Annotated in this window: 20 protein-coding genes; 8 read left to right on the top strand and 12 right to left on the bottom strand. The window is 68.7% G+C overall.

Annotation, left to right across the window (positions count from 1 at the left end; genetic code table 11):
- Positions 1 to 24: 24 nt before the first annotated feature.
- The 4 genes from ACWGE0_RS17450 to ACWGE0_RS17435 are packed head-to-tail and all read right to left on the bottom strand — an operon-like array spanning position 25 to position 2686.
- Complete coding sequence (locus tag ACWGE0_RS17450; RefSeq protein ID WP_319970243.1) at positions 25 to 699, bottom strand: uracil-DNA glycosylase; 675 nt, start codon at positions 697 to 699, stop codon at positions 25 to 27.
- Between the two features lie 20 nt (positions 700 to 719).
- Positions 720 to 1241 carry a gamma carbonic anhydrase family protein gene (locus ACWGE0_RS17445; protein WP_452261909.1) on the bottom strand — a complete coding sequence of 174 codons (522 nt, stop codon included), beginning with the start codon at positions 1239 to 1241 and terminating at the stop codon, positions 720 to 722.
- Positions 1242 to 1251: 10 nt separating this feature from the next.
- Positions 1252 to 1662 carry a GNAT family N-acetyltransferase gene (locus ACWGE0_RS17440; RefSeq protein ID WP_452261908.1) on the bottom strand — a complete coding sequence of 137 codons (411 nt, stop codon included), beginning with the start codon at positions 1660 to 1662 and terminating at the stop codon, positions 1252 to 1254.
- A 55-nt stretch (positions 1663 to 1717) separates the two neighbouring features.
- On the bottom strand, positions 1718 to 2686 hold the full coding sequence (locus ACWGE0_RS17435; RefSeq protein WP_452261907.1) for a thiamine-phosphate kinase: 969 nt from the start codon (positions 2684 to 2686) through the stop codon (positions 1718 to 1720).
- A 97-nt stretch (positions 2687 to 2783) separates the two neighbouring features.
- On the opposite strand from ACWGE0_RS17435, the gene ACWGE0_RS17430 reads away from it, so the two are divergent.
- Together ACWGE0_RS17430 and ACWGE0_RS17425 are read left to right on the top strand one after the other, a co-directional pair.
- Positions 2784 to 3017, top strand: a complete 234-nt coding sequence (locus ACWGE0_RS17430; RefSeq protein WP_090008449.1) for an Lrp/AsnC ligand binding domain-containing protein — start codon at positions 2784 to 2786, stop codon at positions 3015 to 3017.
- A gap of 19 nt (positions 3018 to 3036) precedes the next feature.
- Complete coding sequence (locus ACWGE0_RS17425) at positions 3037 to 3600, top strand: DUF3515 domain-containing protein (protein ID WP_452261906.1); 564 nt, start codon at positions 3037 to 3039, stop codon at positions 3598 to 3600.
- Here the strand turns inward: ACWGE0_RS17425 and ACWGE0_RS17420 are convergent.
- From ACWGE0_RS17420 to pdxR, 3 genes are all read right to left on the bottom strand, one after another.
- A complete protein-coding gene (locus ACWGE0_RS17420) occupies positions 3597 to 4649 on the bottom strand; it encodes a D-alanine--D-alanine ligase family protein (RefSeq protein ID WP_452261905.1) in 1053 nt (350 codons plus the stop codon). The genes ACWGE0_RS17425 and ACWGE0_RS17420 overlap by 4 nt on opposite strands.
- Positions 4650 to 4681: 32 nt before the next feature.
- The gene (locus ACWGE0_RS17415; protein ID WP_452261904.1) at positions 4682 to 4885 is read right to left on the bottom strand and encodes a hypothetical protein; all 204 of its coding nucleotides are present in this window, start codon (positions 4883 to 4885) and stop codon (positions 4682 to 4684) included.
- A gap of 112 nt (positions 4886 to 4997) precedes the next feature.
- Positions 4998 to 6362, bottom strand: coding sequence for a MocR-like pyridoxine biosynthesis transcription factor PdxR (pdxR, locus tag ACWGE0_RS17410; protein WP_452261903.1), 1365 nt, complete (start codon positions 6360 to 6362; stop codon positions 4998 to 5000).
- A 168-nt stretch (positions 6363 to 6530) separates the two neighbouring features.
- Between pdxR and ACWGE0_RS17405 the strand changes: the two genes are divergently transcribed.
- Complete coding sequence (locus ACWGE0_RS17405) at positions 6531 to 7175, top strand: pyridoxamine 5'-phosphate oxidase family protein (RefSeq protein WP_452261902.1); 645 nt, start codon at positions 6531 to 6533, stop codon at positions 7173 to 7175.
- Here ACWGE0_RS17405 and ACWGE0_RS17400 read toward each other — a convergent pair.
- The 4 genes from ACWGE0_RS17400 to ACWGE0_RS17385 form a co-directional block, all read right to left on the bottom strand.
- Positions 7156 to 7614 (bottom strand): cysteine dioxygenase, encoded by a 459-nt coding sequence (locus ACWGE0_RS17400; protein WP_452261901.1) that lies wholly within the window; start codon positions 7612 to 7614, stop codon positions 7156 to 7158. The two genes, ACWGE0_RS17405 and ACWGE0_RS17400, sit on opposite strands and share 20 nt — an antisense overlap.
- Before the next feature lie 118 nt (positions 7615 to 7732).
- Entirely contained in the window at positions 7733 to 8797 is a 1065-nt protein-coding gene (locus ACWGE0_RS17395; protein ID WP_452261900.1) for a cystathionine gamma-lyase, read from the bottom strand.
- A complete protein-coding gene (locus ACWGE0_RS17390; RefSeq protein ID WP_452261899.1) occupies positions 8794 to 9804 on the bottom strand; it encodes an NAD(P)H-dependent glycerol-3-phosphate dehydrogenase in 1011 nt (336 codons plus the stop codon). The genes ACWGE0_RS17395 and ACWGE0_RS17390 overlap by 4 nt, the downstream gene beginning before the upstream one ends.
- 2 nt (positions 9805 to 9806) lie before the next feature.
- Positions 9807 to 10556 (bottom strand): lysophospholipid acyltransferase family protein, encoded by a 750-nt coding sequence (locus ACWGE0_RS17385; protein ID WP_452261898.1) that lies wholly within the window; start codon positions 10554 to 10556, stop codon positions 9807 to 9809.
- A gap of 203 nt (positions 10557 to 10759) precedes the next feature.
- Between ACWGE0_RS17385 and cofC the strand changes: the two genes are divergently transcribed.
- From cofC to ACWGE0_RS17370, 3 genes are all read left to right on the top strand, one after another.
- A complete protein-coding gene (gene cofC / locus ACWGE0_RS17380) occupies positions 10760 to 11383 on the top strand; it encodes a 2-phospho-L-lactate guanylyltransferase (protein WP_452261897.1) in 624 nt (207 codons plus the stop codon).
- A 53-nt stretch (positions 11384 to 11436) separates the two neighbouring features.
- Positions 11437 to 12411: a hypothetical protein gene (locus tag ACWGE0_RS17375; protein ID WP_452261896.1), complete on the top strand. Its 975-nt coding sequence runs from the start codon at positions 11437 to 11439 to the stop codon at positions 12409 to 12411.
- A gap of 136 nt (positions 12412 to 12547) precedes the next feature.
- Complete coding sequence (locus tag ACWGE0_RS17370) at positions 12548 to 13738, top strand: acyltransferase family protein (RefSeq protein ID WP_452261895.1); 1191 nt, start codon at positions 12548 to 12550, stop codon at positions 13736 to 13738.
- Here the strand turns inward: ACWGE0_RS17370 and ACWGE0_RS17365 are convergent.
- Positions 13660 to 15192 carry a hypothetical protein gene (locus ACWGE0_RS17365; RefSeq protein ID WP_452261894.1) on the bottom strand — a complete coding sequence of 511 codons (1533 nt, stop codon included), beginning with the start codon at positions 15190 to 15192 and terminating at the stop codon, positions 13660 to 13662. The genes ACWGE0_RS17370 and ACWGE0_RS17365 overlap by 79 nt on opposite strands.
- A gap of 313 nt (positions 15193 to 15505) precedes the next feature.
- Between ACWGE0_RS17365 and ACWGE0_RS17360 the strand changes: the two genes are divergently transcribed.
- Together ACWGE0_RS17360 and ACWGE0_RS17355 are read left to right on the top strand one after the other, a co-directional pair.
- Positions 15506 to 17785 (top strand): RNA degradosome polyphosphate kinase, encoded by a 2280-nt coding sequence (locus ACWGE0_RS17360; RefSeq protein ID WP_452261893.1) that lies wholly within the window; start codon positions 15506 to 15508, stop codon positions 17783 to 17785.
- Positions 17785 to 18702 carry an NUDIX hydrolase gene (locus ACWGE0_RS17355; RefSeq protein ID WP_452262086.1) on the top strand — a complete coding sequence of 306 codons (918 nt, stop codon included), beginning with the start codon at positions 17785 to 17787 and terminating at the stop codon, positions 18700 to 18702. The genes ACWGE0_RS17360 and ACWGE0_RS17355 overlap by 1 nt, the downstream gene beginning before the upstream one ends.
- The last annotated feature ends 868 nt before the right edge of the window (positions 18703 to 19570 follow it).

Genomic DNA, 19570 nt, shown 5'->3' with positions numbered 1-19570 from the left:
AGAGATCTCGTCTTGGGTGCGGAACTACGGAAGCTTCCAGTCGATCGGGTCGGCGCCCTGCTTCTCCAGCAGTTCGTTGGCGCGGCTGAACGGCTTCGAGCCGAAGAACCCGGCGTGCGCGGAAAGCGGCGACGGGTGCGCGGATTCGATGGCGGGCAACGGTTCCAACAAGGGGCGCAGGTTGCGGGCGTTGCGGCCCCACAAAATGGAGACAAGAGGTGCGTCGCGAGCGGCCAGCGCCTTGATCGCCTGCTCGGTCACGGCCTCCCAGCCCTTGCCCTGGTGGGAGTTCGCCTTACCGGGCTGCACGGTGAGCGCCCTGTTGAGCAGCAGCACACCGCGCTCGGACCACGGCGTGAGGTCGCCGTTGGAGGGCAACGGGTGACCGAGGTCCTCCGCGTACTCCTTGTAGATGTTCACCAGCGACTTGGGGATCGGCCGCACGTCAGGGGCCACCGAGAACGACAGGCCGACCGCGTGGCCGGGCGTCGGGTACGGGTCCTGTCCGACGATCAGCACCTTCACCTGGTGGAACGGCTGCTGGAACGCTCGCAGCACGTTCTCACCCGCCGGCAGGTAGGTGCGGCCGGCGGCGACCTCCGCGCGCAGGAACTCACCCATGGCGGCGATCTGGTCAGCAACGGGGGCGAGAGCTTCAGCCCAACCGGCTTCGACAACTTCGTTGAGGGGACGAGCCACGGCTGTGAACCCTATCTCACTCAATCCAGCCGACGGAGCTTCTCCCGGTACAAGGCGATGTTCTGAACGTATTTCTCTACGATGAATGCCCAGGCCTGTTCTGGCACAACATGTCCGGGACGCTCGCGAGCAGGAACTCCCAGCACCATCGAACGTTCGCGGACGTGGCCGTCGAACGAGACCACCGCGCCGGCGCCGACAATCGCGCCCTTTTCCACGATGGAACCGTTGAGTACCACCGAACCCGAGGCGATCAGGCAGTCGTCCGCGACGGTCGCGCCCTCGATGTGCACGTTGTGGCCGATGACGCACGACGAACCGATGTGCACCGGGTGGACCTCGGTGCAGTGGATCACCGTGCCGTCCTGGACCGACGTGCGCTCGTCGACGACGATGCGCCCGTAGTCGCCGCGCAGCACGGCTTGCGGCCACACCGACGAGAACGCGCCGATGCGCACGTCACCGATCACCGTCGCATCCGGGTGCACGTACGCGTCCGGGTGGATCTGCGGCGTGTAGTCCCCCAACGCATAAATGGCCATGCGCCCGAACCTACAACGACTTCCCGAAGCAGCGGCTCTCCGGGTGGTCCCGGTACACGCCGAAGTTGTCGATCTGCTCGTACCCGCTGGAGGTGTACAGGCTGATCGCCTCCGGCTGGCGGAGACCGGTTTCGAGCACCATCCGCGCCAGGCCCCCCTCGCGCGCGGTCTGTTCCAGGTGGGCGAGAACCAACCGGGAGAGGCCCTTGCCGCGCACGGAGTCGACGACGTACATCCGCTTGATCTCGGCGGCGCCGTCGAGTTCGGGGTTGATGCGCCAGCCACCGCACGCGACGGGCACGCCGTCGAGGTAGCCGATCACGAAGTAGCCGAGCGGTGCGGCGAACTGCGCCGGGTCGACCGGCGTGACGTCGACGTCGCCGTAGCGTTCGACGTAGACCTGCTGCAGGTCAGCGATCATCTTGACCGAGTCTGGATGGTCATACGTCCGCGTGCATAGTTCCACATCGACCAGTTTACGCGCGCCAGTGCTCCCAGCCAGGAGGTTTTTCGTAAACCCTCCCGTCGACCGTCACACCCTCGCCCGCGCGAACCGTGCCGATGGTCGTCCAGTTCTCCGGAACCGACTTGGGGCCGGGAAACGTCGCCGCGAGCGCGTGATCCTCGCCTCCCGTCAACGCCCAGTGCCGCGCGTCACCGCCGAGCGCCGACGCGACGTCGAGCAGACGCTGGTGCAGCGGCAGGAGTTCGGTGCGGATGTCGATCGCGACGCCGCTGGAGTCCGCGATGTGGCCGAGGTCCTGCAGCAGTCCGTCCGAGACGTCGATCATCGAAGTGGCGCCGGCCTCCGCGGCCCTGGGGCCCTCCTCGTACGGCGGCTCCGGCGTGCGCTGGGCGTTCACGATGCCCACCGGGGAACGGAAACCGCGCCCCAGCACGGCCAGTCCCGCGGCCGCCCAGCCGAGTCTTCCGCTCACCGCCACGACGTCCCCGACGAGCGCGCCGGACCTCGTGACCGGCTCGAGCCCGTTCATGTCACCCATGGCCGTGATCGAGATCACCAGCGTGGCGGAGCTGACCATGTCGCCGCCGACGATGCCCGCGCCGGCCATCGCCGCCTCCTGCCAGAGTCCCGACATGATCCCCTCGACCGTCGCCGCGGGAGTGTCCGGCGGGCACGCGATCCCGACGAGCAGACCGGACGGCAACGCTCCCATCGCGACGACGTCCGCGAGGTTCACGGCGGCCGCTTTTCGGCCCACCTGCTCGGGACTGGACCAGTCGAGTCTGAAGTGGACACCTTCGACCAGCACGTCCATGGAGGCCACGACCCTGCCGTCCGGAACGGCGACCACAGCCGCGTCGTCACCGGGACCGAGGATGGTCGTCTCGGGTTGCGCCCGACCGGTCGTCACCCGATGGATGAGATTGAACTCACCCACGGCGGCGACCGTCTCCGCGTCGCGCGGCGGCTCCGGACGCAAAGTTGCCTCCCAATCTGAGCATTCGGAACCCCAACTGGGGTACGTTGCGTGACACGTTCCTACCTCGACCCAACCTGTCGCGACGAAGGGGCACGCCGTGGTGCATGCATACATCCTCATCCAGACCGAGGTCGGCAAGGCCGCCGCAGTCGCCTCCGAGATCTCCGGAATCACCGGCGTAGCAACCGCAGAAGACGTCACCGGTCCTTACGACGTCATCGTGCGCGCCGAAGCGGAGACCGTCGACCAGCTCGGCCAGCTCGTGGTCGCGCGGATCCAGAACGTCGAGGGAATCACCCGGACGTTGACCTGCCCGGTGGTGCATCTCTAGCTCGTGTTGTCATAACTGGGTGACTCAGCAGGAATCCACGTCGGCGCTGTCCCGGCCGCTGCTCGCGGCGGTCGGGCTCGCCGTGCTGCTCGCCATCGGTGTCGCCACGCTCGGTCTAGTGCTGGGCACGGGAAACCAGACGCAGGACGTACCCGGTCGCACGGGTCCCCTCGCGCTGGTCTCGATCGACGCACCGGACGCGGGCTCACCGACGTGCGTGTCGCTGATCGAGAAGCTGCCGGTGGGGCTGCCGTCCGGGAAGGACATGCTGCCGCGCCGGGAGCTCGCCTCGCCCGCGCCGCTCGCCACCGTCGCGTGGGGTGACGCCGAACACGATCCGGTGGTTCTGCGGTGCGGGATGCCGCGGCCGTCCGAGCTGTCGGCGACCTCGCAGCTCCGGGTGATCTCCGACGTGCAGTGGTTGCAGCTGCCCGGTTCCGGCAGCTCGACGTGGGTGATCGTGGACCGCGAGGCGTACGTGGCGCTGACGGTGCCCGACGACGCGGGCACCGGACCGTTGCAGGACATCTCCACGACGGTGCGCGACCTGCTGCCGAAGCAGCCGGTGAAGGCCGGGCCCTAACGGAGGCCTGAGCCGCGCGCGATCGCCGTCTCGATCAGGGTGGTCAGCAGGGTCGAGAAGTCGATGCCGGTCGCCTCCCACGCCTTGGGGTACATGGAGATCGGCGTGAAACCGGGCATGGTGTTGAGCTCGTTGACGATGAGCTCGTTCTGCTCGGTGAGGAAGAAGTCCACCCTGGACAGACCCTGGCAGTCGAGCGCCTTGAACGCGACGACGGCCATCTCACGCAGCTGCGCGGTGATGTCGTCGTCGAGCTTCGCGGGGATGTCTGCCTCGTAGGAGTCGTTGACGTACTTGGCCTCGAAGTCGTACCAGTCGGCGCCCGTGCCGACCGGACGCAGCTCGGCGGGCAGCGAGGCCTCGACGCGGCCGTCCGGGAACTCCAGCACCGCGAGTTCGATCTCGCGCACGTTGGGCACGGCGGCCTCGATGATGACCTTCGGGTCGTGCTGGCGCGCCTCGAAGATCGCGGCGTCCAGGTCAGCCCAGTCGTTCACCTTGGAGATGCCGACGGACGACCCGGCGCGCGACGGCTTCACGAACACCGGCAGCCCGAGGTGCTCGCGCTCGTCGAGGGTCAGCGTGGTGGCGGCGCGGTCGAGCGCGACGAACTTGCCGACCGGCAGGCCCTCGGCCTCGAGGATCTTCTTGGCGAAGACCTTGTCCATGGCGGCGGCGCTCGCGAACACGCCCGGCCCGACGTACGGGAGACCGCCGAGTTCGAGCAGACCCTGGATCGTGCCGTCCTCACCCCACGCGCCGTGCAGCAGCGGGAAGACCACGTCCACGTCCTGGAGCGCGACGCCCGGCTCGATCGGGGTGATGTCGGCCTTGTTGCGCAGCGTGGGGAGGTTGCCGGCGCCCGATTCCAGCGCGTTCGGGTCCGTGCCGAGCGCCCACTGCCCCTGCGGCGTGATGCCGACCGGCACCACCTCGAAGCGGTCCGCGTCCAGGTAGGGCAGGACGCTCTTGGCGGACTGGCAGGAGACCTCGTGCTCGGAGCTGCGGCCGCCGAAGACCACGGCCACCCTCGTCTTGCGCTGCGTCATGCGGGCGACCCTACCCGTTTGGGCGATTGTGCCTACTCGCCAGTTGGAGGTCGCGGCGCGTAGCGGATCTCCGGAAACGGCCAGTCGTTGACGAGCCAGGTGGAAACCGCGTCGTAGAGCGGCTTGTCCAGGTCAGCCCGGTCGGCACGCACCCAGGAGTGCACGTCCGCCACGGTGCGGTCGTCGCGCAGCGGGTAGATGTACACGCAGCCGATCACCTCCTCCTCGTCGACCACCGAGTAGGTGAACCCTGCCCGCGGTCGTTGTGCCGCGGGCCGAGGGGCTCCAGGCGGAACGACTCCGTGGTGAGCTCGCGCGGGACCACGAAGTCGTCGGGGACGAAGGGGGTCATCGGCTCAGCAATTCCGTGAGCACGGGCAGGGCGTTGACGAGTTGCTCGCGCGAGCACGCGCTGTATCCGATGACGAGCCCGTGCAGCTTGGCCCGGTTCACGTAGTGCCGCGCCAGCCCGTCGACCCGCAGGCCGCGTTCGAGCGCCATTCTCATGAGCTCGCGCTCCTGTTCGGCACTGGGCAGCAACACCACGACGTGCGCGCCCGCGTCGTCGCCGAGCACCTTGATACCCGCGTCGGCGAACGTGTCGATGATGAGCGCGCGCCGTTCGGACAGCTCTCGGCGCAGCTTGCGCAGGTGCCGGCCGAGGTCGCCCATGCGGGCCAGCTCGACGACGACCCGCTGTCCCGCGGCCGCCGGGCTGGTACCGGTCAGGTCACGGTGTTCGAGCACGGCCGTGGCGATGTGCTCGGGGGCGACCATCCAGCCCGCGCCCAGCGTCGGGGTGAGGATCTTGCTCGTGGTGCCGAGGTGGACCACGACGTCCGGGGCCAGCGCGGCCAGTGACGGCAGCGGCGCCACGTCATATCGGAGCTCGCCGTCGTAGTCGTCCTCGATGACCAGCCAGCCGTCCCGTCTCGCCCGCTCGACCAGCGCGACCCTGCGCCCGGCCGACATGCGCCCGCCGAGCGGGTACTGGTGGGCGGGCGAGCAGTAGACGGCTTTCACGCCGGCCGGCACGGCGTCCGGGAGCAGCCCTTCGGCGTCGACGGCCGCCTGCACGACCTTGAGGCCGGCGGCGCGGAAGACGCCCACCGCCCGTTGGTAGCCGGGTTCCTCGACGGCCACGGCGTCGCCGCGCTGGAGCACCGCGACCGCGATCTCGGTCAGCACCGCCGTGGTGCCGCCGGTGGCCAGAACGGGGTCGGCGTTGACGGCCAGCCCGCGGTGGCGCAGCAGGTGTTCGGCGATGGCCTCGCGGTAGTCGGACAGCCCGGCGCGTTCGGGTCGGAACAACGGTGGGGTGTCGGCCGCGGCCCGCCATGCCCTCCGCCAGGCCGCGCGATCGAGGCCGCTCGCCCACGGTGCGCCGGTGCCCAGGTCGACGAAGTCGGTGATGGCGGGCACGACCGGCTTGCGCGAACGTTTGCGCAACGGGCCGGGCGGCGTCGTCGTGACGTAGGTGCCGGAGCCGTGGCGACCCGCGATCCAGCCTTCCGCGTGCAGTTGCTCGTAGGCGGCGGCGGTGACCGTGCGGGAAACTTGGAGGCTCTCGGCCAACGCCCGTGTGGACGGGAGCCGGTCGCCCGCGCGCAGCCTGCCCTCGGAGGCGGCGGAACGCAGGGCGTCGGCCAGCTGGACGGCGAGTGGTTCGGGCGACTCGCGGTCGAGTGCGACGGGGAGCGCGGTCTCAGCCACGGCCGGCCGCCCATGCTCGCGCAGGCGTCCCCCCGCGAAGGGGACCCCTTGTTTCAATTCTCCCAGACAGCACCGACACTCCCAGCGGGCCTGAGGCGCAAAGTGGCCTTCTCAAATCGACGGATACTGGCGCTTCAATGATGCCACTTCTGCCGTCACAGTAGGAGCATGACCGCTGAAACGCAGCTCTCCCCCACCCCGCGCAGCACCGTCGTCCGCGGCAAGAAGCGAGCCGTCGAAGACCGCCAGGTGCTCTACGACATCCTCGACGCGGGCCTGGTCTGCCATCTCGCCGTGGAGGTCGACGGGGCGCCGTTCCTCATCCCCACCGCGTACGGGCGGGACGGCAACCGCATCTTCCTGCACGGGTCGACGGGCTCACGGTCCATCAGGAGCATGCTGGAAGGCAAGCAGGTTTGCGTCGCGGTCACGCTCGTGGACGGCGTCGTCTACTCGCGGTCGGTGTTCCACCACTCGATGAACTACCGGTCGGCGATCATCCACGGCACCGCCAACATCGCCGAGGACGCCGAGCACGCGCTGCGCACGATCGTCGAGCACGTCACGCCGGGCAGCTGGGACTACGCGCGTCAGCCGTCCAAGAAGGAGCTCGCGCAGACCGCCGCGCTGGAGATCGACCTCACCGAGGCGAGCGTCAAGGTGCGTGACGGCGGGCCTGGCGAGGAGCCGTCAGACCTCGAAGCCAACCTGGTGTGGGCCGGGCACATGCCGCTCATCCAGACGTGGGGTGCGCCGGTGCCGCACGAGACGGACAAGGGCATCCCGCCGCACGTCAGCGCACGGGGCCGTTGACCGGGTCGTAGCGGTAGGGGGTCATGGCGCGTGTGCCGTGGCGGTACACGTGGAGCGACACGGCCGGGTCGACGCCGTCGTTGCGCACCTGGTGCACGTAGCCAGGCCCCCACACGCGTGACTGACCGGCGTGAAGTGAGTGCACGACCTGGATGCGCGTGGTCACGACCTCGGTCAGAAGGCCGCTCACGACCGTGAACGCGCCGGAGGTGGTGTCGTGGTCGTGCAGCGACGCGGTCTGACCAGGGAGCCAGCTCATCAGCCAGATCTCCTGGTCGTCGGTCTTGTCGACCAACGCCGAGAAGCGCTCTTCCGGGTCGTACCGGAGCAGGTGCTTCCAGCGATCGCGGTCGGCCGCCCACGCCAAAGCCACCCGGACGGGGTGCAGGAGCGCGGTGTTTTCAGGCAGAACGGTGCTGTTCTCGGGAACGGCGAACATCGGGGAAAACAGTCCTAACCGTGGCGAATGCGCGAAAAGAGGACGCGGGACTATCGCCAGGTACAACACAGAGCAGTGAAGGACATGCGGAAGAGGGTCCCGGAACCGGGACCCTCCGTCAATCCAGTCCCAAAGCGTGGGACACGTCCGCGACGAGGTCCCGCGTGTCCTCACAGCCGGCCGAGAAACGCACCAGGCCCTCGGGCACCGGGTCGCCGAACTGCGCGCGCCGGTCGGCCGTGGAGTGCAGGCCGCCGAACGACGTCGCCGCCGACACGAGCTTCGAGCGCGCCAGGAACTTCTCCACCGCCGCGACCGATTCCAGCTCGAACGTCAACACGCCGTTGAACCGCCGCATCTGCTGCGCCGCCACGAGGTACGCGGGGTCTTCCGGCGCACCGGGCCAGCGCAGGCCTTCGACCCGGCCCTTGAGCAGCGCGTAGATCGCCTCCGCGTTCTCCGCCTGCCGCGCGAGCCGCAGGTCCAAGGTTCCCAGGCCGCGCAACGCGAGCCACGTCTCGAACGGCCCGGGGATCGCGCCGTTCAACGTCCGCGAGTCGCGCACCCGAGCGGCCAGCTCGGGAGAAGCCACCGTCACGTGTCCGAAAAGGACATCGCTGTGGCCGGCGACCGCTTTGGTGTCGGACGCGACCACGATGTCCGCGCCGAGCTCCAGCGGCCGTTGCCCCAACGGCGTCGCGGTCGTGTTGTCCACGGCCAGCAACGCGCCCACCGCGTGCACCCGAGCGGCGAGATCCGCGATGTCGCACACGTCCAGGCCGGGGTTCGACGGCGTCTCCAGCAGCACCAGCTTCACCCCGTCGAAGGACGGATACGGTCCGCTCGTGGGCACCTCGACCACGTTCACGTCCATTTCGGACACGAACTTGCGGGTCAGGAAGTAGCCGTCCGACGGCACCACCAGAGTGTCCCCAGTGGACAGAACGACCCGCAGCAACGTGGAGATGGCCGCCATCCCGGACGGGAAGACAACGCATTCCCCGCCCTCGAGCGAACCCAGCGCGGCTTCCAGAGATCGCCACGTCGGGTTGCCCGCACGGCCGTAGTAGTCCGAGCCGCCCAAGTGGAACGCCGACGCGAACACCGGCTGCGCGCCGAACGGCTCGCCCGGCGCACCCGACACTGCGTGCACGACCCGCGTGCCGTCACCCAGCTCGGTCACTGGCGCTCGTGCTTCCGGTCGCGGCCCAGCAGCGCGGCGCCGAGGTCGCGCACGCTCAGCCCGTCGTGGCAGACCTGGTGGATGCCTTCGGTGATCGGCATGTCGACGCCGTGCGCGGCCGCGAGCTCGCGGATCGACGAGCAGGACTTCACGCCCTCGGCGACCTGTCCGTGAGCGGCTTCCTGGGCCTGCGCGAGCGTCTCGCCCTTGCCTAGCCGTTCGCCGAAGGACCGGTTGCGCGACAACGGCGACGCGCAGGTCGCCACGAGGTCACCGAGCCCCGCCAGGCCCGCGAACGTCAGCGGGTCCGCACCCAGCGCCGCACCGAGACGTGCGGTCTCGGCCAGGCCGCGCGTGATGATCGACGCCATCGTGTTGTCGCCGTAGCCCATGCCGGCCGCCATGCCGCATGCCAGCGCGATGACGTTCTTGCACGCCCCGCCCAGCTCGCAGCCGACCACGTCGGTGTTGGTGTACGGGCGGAAGTAGGAGTTCGAGCACGCGTGCTGCAGGTCGACCGCGCGGTCGTGGTCCGTGCACGCGATGACGGTCGCGGTCGGCTGCCCGACGGCGATCTCCTTGGCCAGGTTCGGCCCGGACACCACGGCCACCTGCGACTCGTCGACGCCGGCGACCTCGCGGATGACCTCGCTCATCCGCTTCAACGTGCCGAGCTCGACACCCTTGGACAACGACACCAGCGTCGCGTCCGGCGGCAGCAGTTCCTTCCACGCCGACAGGTTCACCCGCAACGTCTGCGACGGCACCGCCAGCACCACGGCGTCCGCCCCGTCCAGCGCCTTCGCCGGGTCGGAGGTGGCCGCCAGGTTGCCGGGCAACGAGATGCCGGGGAGGTAGTCGGCGTTCACGCGGGTCTCGGTGATCGCCGAGGCGATCTCCTGCCGCCGCGCCCACAGCACGACCTCGGGACCCGAGTCCGCGATGACCTTCGCGAACGTCGTGCCCCACGAACCGGCGCCGAGCACCGCAACGCGTTCGATCGCCATGGTCAGGCCTTCCTCGGTCCGTAATAGCCTTCGGGGGCCTGCTGCTGACGGACCTCGGCGAGGTGGTCCTTGACCTTGCCCATCAGCAGATCCGTCACCTCGCGCAGCACCGGGAGCGTCTCCTCCTTGCCGCGGTAGGCGGAGAGGTCGACCGGCTCACCGACGAAGTGGGTGATCGTCTTGCGCGGCAGCGGCCGGAACTTCTTCTGGTAGTGGTTGTAAAGATCCATGGTGCCCCAGCGGGCGACCGGGATGACCGGGCCGTCGTGCTGCAGCGCGAGCCGCGCCACGCCGGTGCGGGAGTTCGCCGGCCAGCCGTCGGGGTCCTTGGTGATCGTGCCCTCCGGATAGATCACCACCAGCTGACCCGTCTCCAGCGCCTCGTGCGCCGCCCGCAGACTCTGCTGCGCGTCCGAGGTGCCCCGGTAGACCGGGATCTGCTTCGCGCCCTTCAGGATCGAACCCATGATCGGCACGTTCCACAGGCTGTGCTTGGCGAGGAAGTGCGGCACCCGGTCGTTGCGGTGCACGAACACGGCGTCGTAGCACGGGTCGAGGTGCGAGATGTGGTTCATCACCAGCAGCGCCGATCCCTCGCGCGGGATGCGGTCGCCGTGCAGGATCCGGTGCCTGCCCAGCACGAACGACATGGGATAGACGATCGCCGCGGCGACCCCGACCCAGAAGCCGCCCTTCTCCTTGGCCACGTGGACCCTCTCCTCACTCCCGGACCTGCACGAACCTGCGCCCATGAGCACATTAGCCCGTCGACCCCAATCCTCATCGCTCGCTTCCGGCGCTCAGCAGGGCACCTCGTGGTGCCGACCCCCGCCCCCCATATGCCCGATATGAGGGGCGGGGGTCGGCACCACGATGCACCCGTCTGAGCGGCGAAAATCGAACGATGAGGGTTAGGGGTCGACGGGCTCGTCGTCAGATCGTGGACTATGACGAGGTGCGAGACGAAGTCGACCTCGTGGTCCCGGTCAAGACGCTCGGCAGGGCCAAGACCAGGCTGACCAGCGCCACCGGCGGAGATCCGGTGTCACACGCGGCGCTGGCGCTGGCGCTCGCCATGGACACGGTGAGCGCCGCTCTCGCCACGCCCGGCGTCCGGCGCGTGGTGACGATCACATCGGATCCGGCGGTGGCGTCCGAAATGGCCGCATTGGGTGTCGATTCGGTGCCCGAACCACCGGAGCCCGGACTCAACGCGGCGCTCGACCACGGCGCGCGCACGCTTCGATCACCTCGCATCGGCGCGCTCCAGGCGGACCTGCCCGCGTTGCGGTCGGCCGAGCTCCAGGCCGCGCTCGAAGCCGCGGCCGGGCGGCGCGCGTTCGTCCCGGACCGGCAGGGCACCGGCACCACGTTGTTGCTCGCGGCTCCCGGCGGTGCGCTGGATCCGCGGTTCGGCGTCGGATCGGCCGGGCATCACCGGGTTTCCGGTGCGGTCGCGCTGCTCGGGCCGTGGCCGTCGCTGCGCTGTGACGTGGACACGGAAGAAGATCTGCGCCTCGCCCTCACGCTCGGTCTAGGCGTGCACACCGCGAACGCCTTGCCCGCCTGGACAACCTGAGCTGTCCTCACGCGTCTTCCGGGTCACCGGGGTGATCACGATTTGGGAGACTGATGCGAGCGCTCATCGCGCTGGCGGCTGTCACGGCCATCGCCGGCTGTGTCGCCGTTGTACCGATCGACCGACCTTCCGACTACACGGCACCGAGCAAGCTCACATCGTGCCGCGTGGACCTTCCCCAGAACTGGAAAGACCGGCTGGCACGCGACCGAACAGAAGCCGGCTCGCACGAGCAGGTGACGGTCGTCGGCGCCAACGAGAACGGTGACACGACGCTGGTCAAGACCACGCGCAACAGGACCACCGAACTCGTGCTGCGCGACAGCAAGAAGCGCCAGCAGGTGATGGCGGTGCAGAACGACGGGCAGCTCTTCGGCGTCGAGTTCGACGGCCGCTGGGTGACGTTCTCGACGAGTCCCGGCCCGGCCGACCGCACCACGACCACCTACGCGTGGGACGCCCGCAACGACGGCGCGCCCGTGCGGATCGGCGACGCCGGCGCCGTGGTGCACAACGGCAAAGCCGCCTGGTCGGACAGCAAAGGCGTGCACGTCTACGACCTCGCCAAGAAGAAGGACAAGGTCGTGGGTCAGGGTTCGTCGCCCGCTTTCCTGGGTGACGCGGTCATCTGGCTGCAGGACGGGAAGTTCCGCGCGGTCGACGCGTTGCCCGAGCAGCTGAAGAACGCCAGGCCCGGCGACCGCGTCGCCTCGGACGGCCGCACGGTCGTGTGGACGCAGGATGATGCGTTGCGCGGCTGGCGCGAGGGCTGGACCGAACCGCGTGAGCTCGCCGAGATCAAGTCCGCGCCCAGGACGGAGGGCATCCTGTTCCCGCGGGTCAGCGGCGACTTCGTGTCCTGGCAGTCCGAGGCCTCGTACGTCACGGACATGCGCAGCGGCGCGACCATGCACACGACCGAAGGTGCTTATTGGCTCGAGGTGCACGGCGGAGCGCTTACGCAGCAGGGATGGCGGGTGGCCTCGTCCGCGCCGCTGTCTTCACTTTCGCCGCTGCCCACCTGTTAACGCCGTGACGAACAACACGAAAAGGTTGTTCAGAGCAACGTAACGGGAAACCCCAGCACCTTTACATCCGTATCCCCCCATGACGACGCATCCCCCGACGTCGTTTCCCCGACGCGTTGCCCCGAGGTGTACCTGCATGAAGTTGTTGACGCACGCCGACTACCTGGCGTTGCGCCGCTTTCCCGCTCTTGACGGTCTTCGGGCCATTGCCGCGGTGCTGGTGGTGTTCTTCCACTACGGGGGCCCGGACTGGCTGCAGGGCTGGGCGGGTGTCCAGATGTTCTTCGTCCTCAGCGGATTCCTGATCACCACGCTGATGCTGCGCGAGGAACGTCGTACCGGCGAGATCTCGCTCAAGGAGTTCTACCTGCGGCGGGCGTTCCGGATTCTGCCCGTCTACTTCGTGCTGCTGCTGGTCACCGCGGTCGGCTCGGCGCTGTACGGCACGTTCGTCAGCAACGGGATCGGGCCCGCGCTCAAGTACTTCCTGACGTTCACCAACGAGTTCGCCGGCGCCAGCCCGTACGGACAGTCCTGGTCGCTGGGCATCGAGCAGAAGTTCTACCTGGTCTGGCCGCTGGTGGCGATCGCGCTGGGCACCGTCGTGCTCCGGCGCCGCGCCGGTGCCGCCGCCCTCGGCATGCTGCTCGCCGTCGTGATCGTCAACTTCACCAGCTCGCACAGCAACCCCGGCTGGCCGCTGCACTACTTCTCGATCCTGACCGGCGTTCTGCTCGCCATCGCGCTGCACAGCCCGCGCGCGTTCGCGCTGTTGCGGCCGCTCACGAGTCCGGTCGCGCAGGCGATCGTCTCGATTGGATTCATCGCGGTGCACCTGAGCGTGAAGCCGATCGCCGGATTCCTGGACGGGATCAACGGAATTCCTGGTCACGTGCTGGTCGTTCCGGTGTACGCACTCGCGACGGCGGTGCTGCTCGCGGCTCTGATCGCGCCGGGACCGGTCACGACCTTCCTGTCCACGAAGCCGATGCAGTTCGTCGGTGAGCGCTCGTACTCGCTTTACCTGGTGCAGACGATCGCCGCGACCATCATCTGGTTCTTCTGGCCCGCTTTGTCGGGTCTCGGCCAGGCCGCGGTGGTCACCGGGCTGGGACTGGCGCTGGCGAGTGTTCTCTACGTGACCGTGGAGATCCCGATGATCAACGTCGGCCGACGTGTGATCACCCGCCAGCGCGCTCAGGCCGCTGTCCGGGCTGGAGTCGCCCGGCAGGTGACCCAGCAGACGACTCAGCAGGGTGCGCCGCAGGCTCCCACGCCGCAGTCCGAGTCGTCGCGGCTCGCGACCATCGGGCAGGCCCAGCCGTAGAACGGGTTCGGGGCGAGCGGCACGGGTTCCCGGTCGCTCTCCCTGGCCAGTTCCTGCGCGTAGTGCTCGGTGAGCGTCACGGGCGTGCCGCTCGCCTGGGCGTCGTAAGCGCCCTTCTCCAGTTGGAGGATCTCGACGCCGCGCGAGATGTCGGCGACGAAAACGGTGTTGCGGTGCCAGTACGGCGCCCACGAGGTCGCGGTGTCCGGTCGCCAGTAGCCGACCTGGATCGGCTTGGCCGGGTTCGAGATGTCCAGGAACCGGGTTCCCTGGTTGTACCAGGAGTAGGCCACGATCCTCTTCTGCACGTCGAAGTAGTGCGCGGAGCATGTGACGTTGCCGGGGATCGTGCCCTCCTGGTCGTCCGGGCTCCAGATGCCGACCGTCTTCATCTCCTTGGGCGTCTCGCCCCAGCCCTCACCGTTGTGCGTGCCCTGCAGTGAGGAGATGACGAATCGGCCCTCGGTCTTGCAGGTGGGCGAACCGAACGCTTCCTCGGTGTGCAGCAGCAGCGAGCCGGGCGGGTTCTCCCGCGTGGGACGCGGGCCGTCGTCGAGCGTGCGGCCGATCGGGCGGAACGAGTTGTGCGTGAACGAGGTCGGCATGTCCGCCTTCGGCACGGTGCCGCCCGCGTACGGGACCGGGTCCCACGCCTTCGCCTCGCGGTACTTGCCGCTCAACGGGTCGCGGTGCCAGCCCTGCGTGTAGTAGCCGCGGGTGCCGTCGTCGCCGGCGACCCACGCGATGCCCTGGGCGTCGACCTGGACGTCGTGCGTGATCTTGCCTTCGCCCGCTTTGCCGCGGACGTCGACCGAGACCGGAAGTTCCTTCGGCGTCTTCGGATCGCGGATGTCGGTGACGAAGATCCGCCCGGTCTTGGCGTCCGACCTGTCCAGTCCGGCCGTCCACAGGAAGGAACAGTCGTTGATGCAGGTGCTGGTGTGGCCGGTGTTCTGCCTGTGAAAGCTCAGGACCTTCAGATCGCTCGGGTCCACAGCGGACACGATGTAGTTGCCGGTCGGGCGGTCACCCGGCAGGGCGCGCCCGAACGAGTTGACCTCACGCGCCAGGAACGCGAGCTTGCGCTTGGGGTCGACGTTGATGTCCTCGTTCTCCCAGAAGCGCTTCGTCGGGTCGTCGCCCGGCAGCGCCATCTCCTCCTTGGTGAGGTGGTCGAGGAGCTTCGGCTGGTCCAGATCGGTGACGTCGAACGTCTTCAGCCCGGTCTCCATGCTTACGAACGCCACGTCGCGATGCCCGTACTGGGCGAACGCGATCGAGATGGCCCGTTCGGTGCCGGGAAGGGAGGCCTTCAGGCGCACGTTCTTGGCCGCCGCCTGGAGTCGTGGTTTGTCCACCTCGGGAGTCCTGGGCTCGGCCGCCGCAGCCGATGCCAGTCCTGCCGTGGTGAAGGCCAACAGGGTCGCCGCAGTGATCGTGGCAATAACCTTCATGGATCGACCCTGGCAGCGCCGCGAATGAGACGTGTAGGTCCGAACGTCTAGGCTTCTGGGCTGTGCAGGCGACTGTGTCTACTTTTAACAGTGACGGATCCGCGACCGTCCTTCGAGACGACGGCGTCCTGCTCGATGTGAGCGCAACCGCGGTCACCGCGGGTGGCTGGCGGATGCTGCGTCCGGGTCAGCGGGTGACCCTCGAACGTAGTCCCGACGGGGGCGTCACCGCCGTGCGCATGCCTGTTCTGTGACGAGGAGTTCACCAGACGGATGTCCTGCTTGGGGGCGCTTCCGGCGATAGTGCGGAACAATGCGGGGCGTGAGCACGGACGACAGCGACGACAAGGCGAGCCCCTCCCGACGCCGCTCCACGCGTAGCAAGGCGGCGGCGACCCCGCAGAAGCAGCCTCGCGCGGCTACCAGGCGGGCCTCCAACCCACCGCGGCGGAAGACCCAGCCGACTCAGCCGATCTCGACGCCGGTGCGCGGTGTCCCCTCGGCGCCGCCTGCGGTGACGTCGAGCGTCCTGCCCACCGACCTGCCGGACGACCGGTATTTCAACCGTGAACTGTCCTGGTTGGACTTCAACGCCCGCGTGCTGGCGCTCGCGGAGGACTCCTCGCAGCCGCTGCTCGAGCGCGCGAAGTTCCTCGCTATCTTCGCCTCGAACCTGGACGAGTTCTACATGGTCCGGGTCGCGGGTCTGAAGCGGCGCGCGGAGACCGGGCTCACGGTGCGCAGCGCGGACGGGCTCACGCCGCTCGAGCAGTTGCAGTCGATCTCCAAGCGTTCGCAGGAACTCGTCGAGCAGCACGCCCGCGCGTTCCTCGACCACATCCGGCCCGGTCTGGAAGAGCACCGGATCAGCATCGTGGCGTGGGGCGACCTCACGGACTACGACCGTTTGCGGCTCTCCAACTACTTCAGCGAGCAGGTCTTCCCGGTCCTCACGCCACTCGCGGTGGACCCGGCGCACCCGTTCCCTTACATCTCCGGACTGTCGCTGAACCTCGCGGTGACCGTGCGCGACCCCGAGGGCGGCGGCGAGCGGTTCGCCCGCGTGAAGGTGCCGGACAACGTGCCGCGGCTGGTGCGGGTGGAGGCGGACCGTTCGTCTTCCTCCGCGACTTTCCTGCCGCTGGAGGAACTCATCGCCGCGCACCTGGGCGAGCTGTTCGCCGGCATGGAGGTCATCGAGTGCCACGCGTTCCGCGTGACGCGCAACGCGGACCTCGAGGTCGAAGAGGACCGTGACGAGGACCTGTTGCAGGCGTTGGAACGCGAGCTCGCGCGGCGCCGGTTCGGCCCGCCGGTGCGCCTCGAGGTCGCCGACGACATGACCGAGCACATGCTCGAACTGCTGTTGCGGGAGATGGACGTCGACCCGCACGACGTCGTGACCGTGCCTGGATTGCTCGATTTGTCGTGCCTGTGGCAGCTCTACGGCATCGACCGCAAGACGTTGAAGGACCCGGCGTTCGTGCCGGCCACGCACCCGGCGTTCGGCGAGCGCGAGACACCGAAGAGCGTTTTCGCGACGCTGCGCGAGGGCGATGTCCTCGTGCACCACCCGTACGACTCGTTCTCCACGTCGGTGCAGCGGTTCATCGAACAGGCCGCCGCCGACCCGCACGTGCTCGCCATCAAGCAGACGCTGTACCGCACCTCCGGCGACTCGCCCATCGTGGACGCGCTGATCGACGCGGCCGAGGCGGGCAAGCAGGTCGTGGCGCTGGTGGAGCTCAAGGCCCGGTTCGACGAGCAGGCGAACATCAAGTGGGCGCGGGCGCTGGAAAAGGCGGGCGTGCACGTCGTCTACGGCCTGGTGGGCCTCAAGACGCACTGCAAGACGTCGTTGGTCGTGCGCCAGGAGGGTTCGACGATCCGGCGCTACTGCCACATCGGCACCGGCAACTACAACCCGAAGACCGCGCGGTTGTACGAGGACGTCGGCATCCTCACGGCCGAACCGACGATCGGCGCGGACCTCACGGATCTGTTCAACGTGCTGACCGGCTACGCGCGCCAGGACGAGTACCGCTCGTTGATGGTCGCGCCCTACGGCGTCCGCAAGGGCATCGTGGACCGCATCAACCTGGAGATCGAGCAGGCGCAGGCGGGTCAGCCGTCCGGCGTGCGGATCAAGGTGAACTCGCTCGTGGACGAGCAGGTCATCGACGCGCTGTACCGGGCATCACAGGCGGGCGTGCCCGTCGACGTGATCGTGCGCGGCATCTGCGGCCTGAAGCCGGGCATCAAGGGCCTGTCCGAGAACATCAAGGTGCGCTCGATCCTCGGCCGCTTCCTGGAGCACTCGCGGATCTTCCACTTCGTCGCCTCCGACGAGTACTGGATCGGCAGCGCGGACATGATGCACCGCAACCTGGACCGCCGCGTCGAGGTGGCCGTGCGCGTCATCAGCCCCCGCCTGGCCGCGCAGCTGGCGGACGTCTACACCTCGGCGCTCGACCCTCAGACGCGCTGCTGGGTGCTGCGTTCTGACGGAGAATGGGAAGCATCGCCGTCCGACGGTTCGTCGGTGCGCGACCATCAGATGGATCTGCTGCACAAGCACGGAGCTCTTGGGTGATCAAAGCTGCTGGGGCGGTGCTCTGGCGCGAGGCCGACGGTGACGTCGAAATCGCGGTGGTGCACCGCCAGCGTTATGACGACTGGTCCCTGCCGAAGGGAAAACTGGATCGCGGCGAGACGATCCCCGCCTGCGCGGCGCGTGAGATCCGGGAGGAAACCGGGTACTCGTGCGTGCTGGGACGGTTCCTGAAGCAGATTTCCTACACGGTCAGAGGCGACGCGAAGACCGTCGACTACTACGCCGCCGAGGCCGTCTCCGGTTCGTTCGTGGCCAACGACGAGGTCGACTCGTTGCGCTGGTTGCCGATCGCCGACGCTTCTTCTCTGCTGACGTACTCACACGACCGGGCGGTGCTGGCGGAGTTCGGCCGGCTGCCCGCGGACCTGTTGCTGGTGTTGCTCGTGCGGCACGCGAAGGCAGGCAAGCGGTCCGAGTGGAACGACGACGACGATCTCCGCCCGCTGTCCGACGCGGGTTGGAAGCAAGCCGCGGCACTGCGGTCGTTGTTGCCCCTGTGGGCACCAGCCCGCGTCCACACGGCGCCCAGGGTGCGTTGCGCGGACACCGTGCGAGGCGTGGCAGAGGACCTCTCCGTCGACATCGTCGAGGAAGCGCGGCTGTCCGAGGAGGGCTACTGGCCCGACCCGGACGCCGGCCTCGTGCGGCTGCTGGAGGTGGCCGCCCTGGAAGACCGGGCCGTCGTGTCCTCGCAGGGCGGCGTGATCCCGTCCGTGGTGCAGTCGCTGGCCGAACTGGGCGGGCTGCGGTTCGACGAGTTCCCGTGCAAGAAGGGCAGCGTGTGGGTGCTGGCCTTCACCAGGCCGTTCGGCACCTGGTCCACTTCGGACTCACCTTCGCGCTGGCCAACGCTGGTGTCGGCGCACTACCTGGCCTCACCGCTGCCGCGCCCCTGAGGCTGCGTGCAGACGTTTTCAGCCGCCGTCTCTCCGGCTCGACAAAAGTTCGCCTCTGGCAACCAAGTCGGGTGGAGAGGCGGCGGTTTCGCTTGTGCGGGACGTGTTCGCAGGCGTGGCGGCGTTATTTCTATTGGGGCGACAGGCGTTCCCGGGAGCCGGTCCGGGACGTCGCGGGAACCCCTCGGAGACTTCGTCGAAATGCGCAGGGCCCGGCGAATTTCTGGACGCCTCACCAGTGGCGAGCGTACGACTGGGACGCTTGGCGGGCGGCCATTGGACGTTTCCGCGGCAGGGTCCCGCGCTCCCATTTACGTCTATGTCGGCGGCCGAGACATCTGCGTCGCGCCTGCTCCGCGAACACCTGTCCGCCGCCTTCCAAGCAGGTCAGGGGCTTCTTCCGACGCTTGTCGCCGCATTCCAGGCATATCAGCGACTTACGCCGAACCCCCGCGGCAGACCCGTCGAGTGCGCCGACCAGAGCAGCGCCTCAGGCGTGCGGCGGCTCCCCTGCGCCACATGACCTTCCCGACCGGCCCCGGCGGCTTCCCAGGCGTGCCAGCGCCTTCCCGAGGCCCCCGCGCCTCGTCCCAGACCAGCCGGGAACATCAGCCGCAGACGCTCATCAGCGGCCCTTTCAAGCAGGTCACAGGCTTCTCGCCGCACCCACGGGCGCTTCACCCTGCCCCACATGACCTTCCCAGCCACCCCCGGCGGCTTCCCAGGCGTGCCAGCGCCTTCCCGAGGCCCCCGCCACGCCTCCCAGGCAGGGCAGGCAACCCCCCGAACCCGGACACGCGGAAGGCCCCGGTGGGGCGCCCCCCGGCCGGCGGCGTAATAACCACAACGAGCCCCCAACACCCAGCGA

This window comes from Lentzea sp. NPDC054927, from assembly GCF_053610285.1.
Note: the sequence above shows the minus strand (reverse complement) of the source record. Positions and strands in the feature narration are given on the sequence as shown.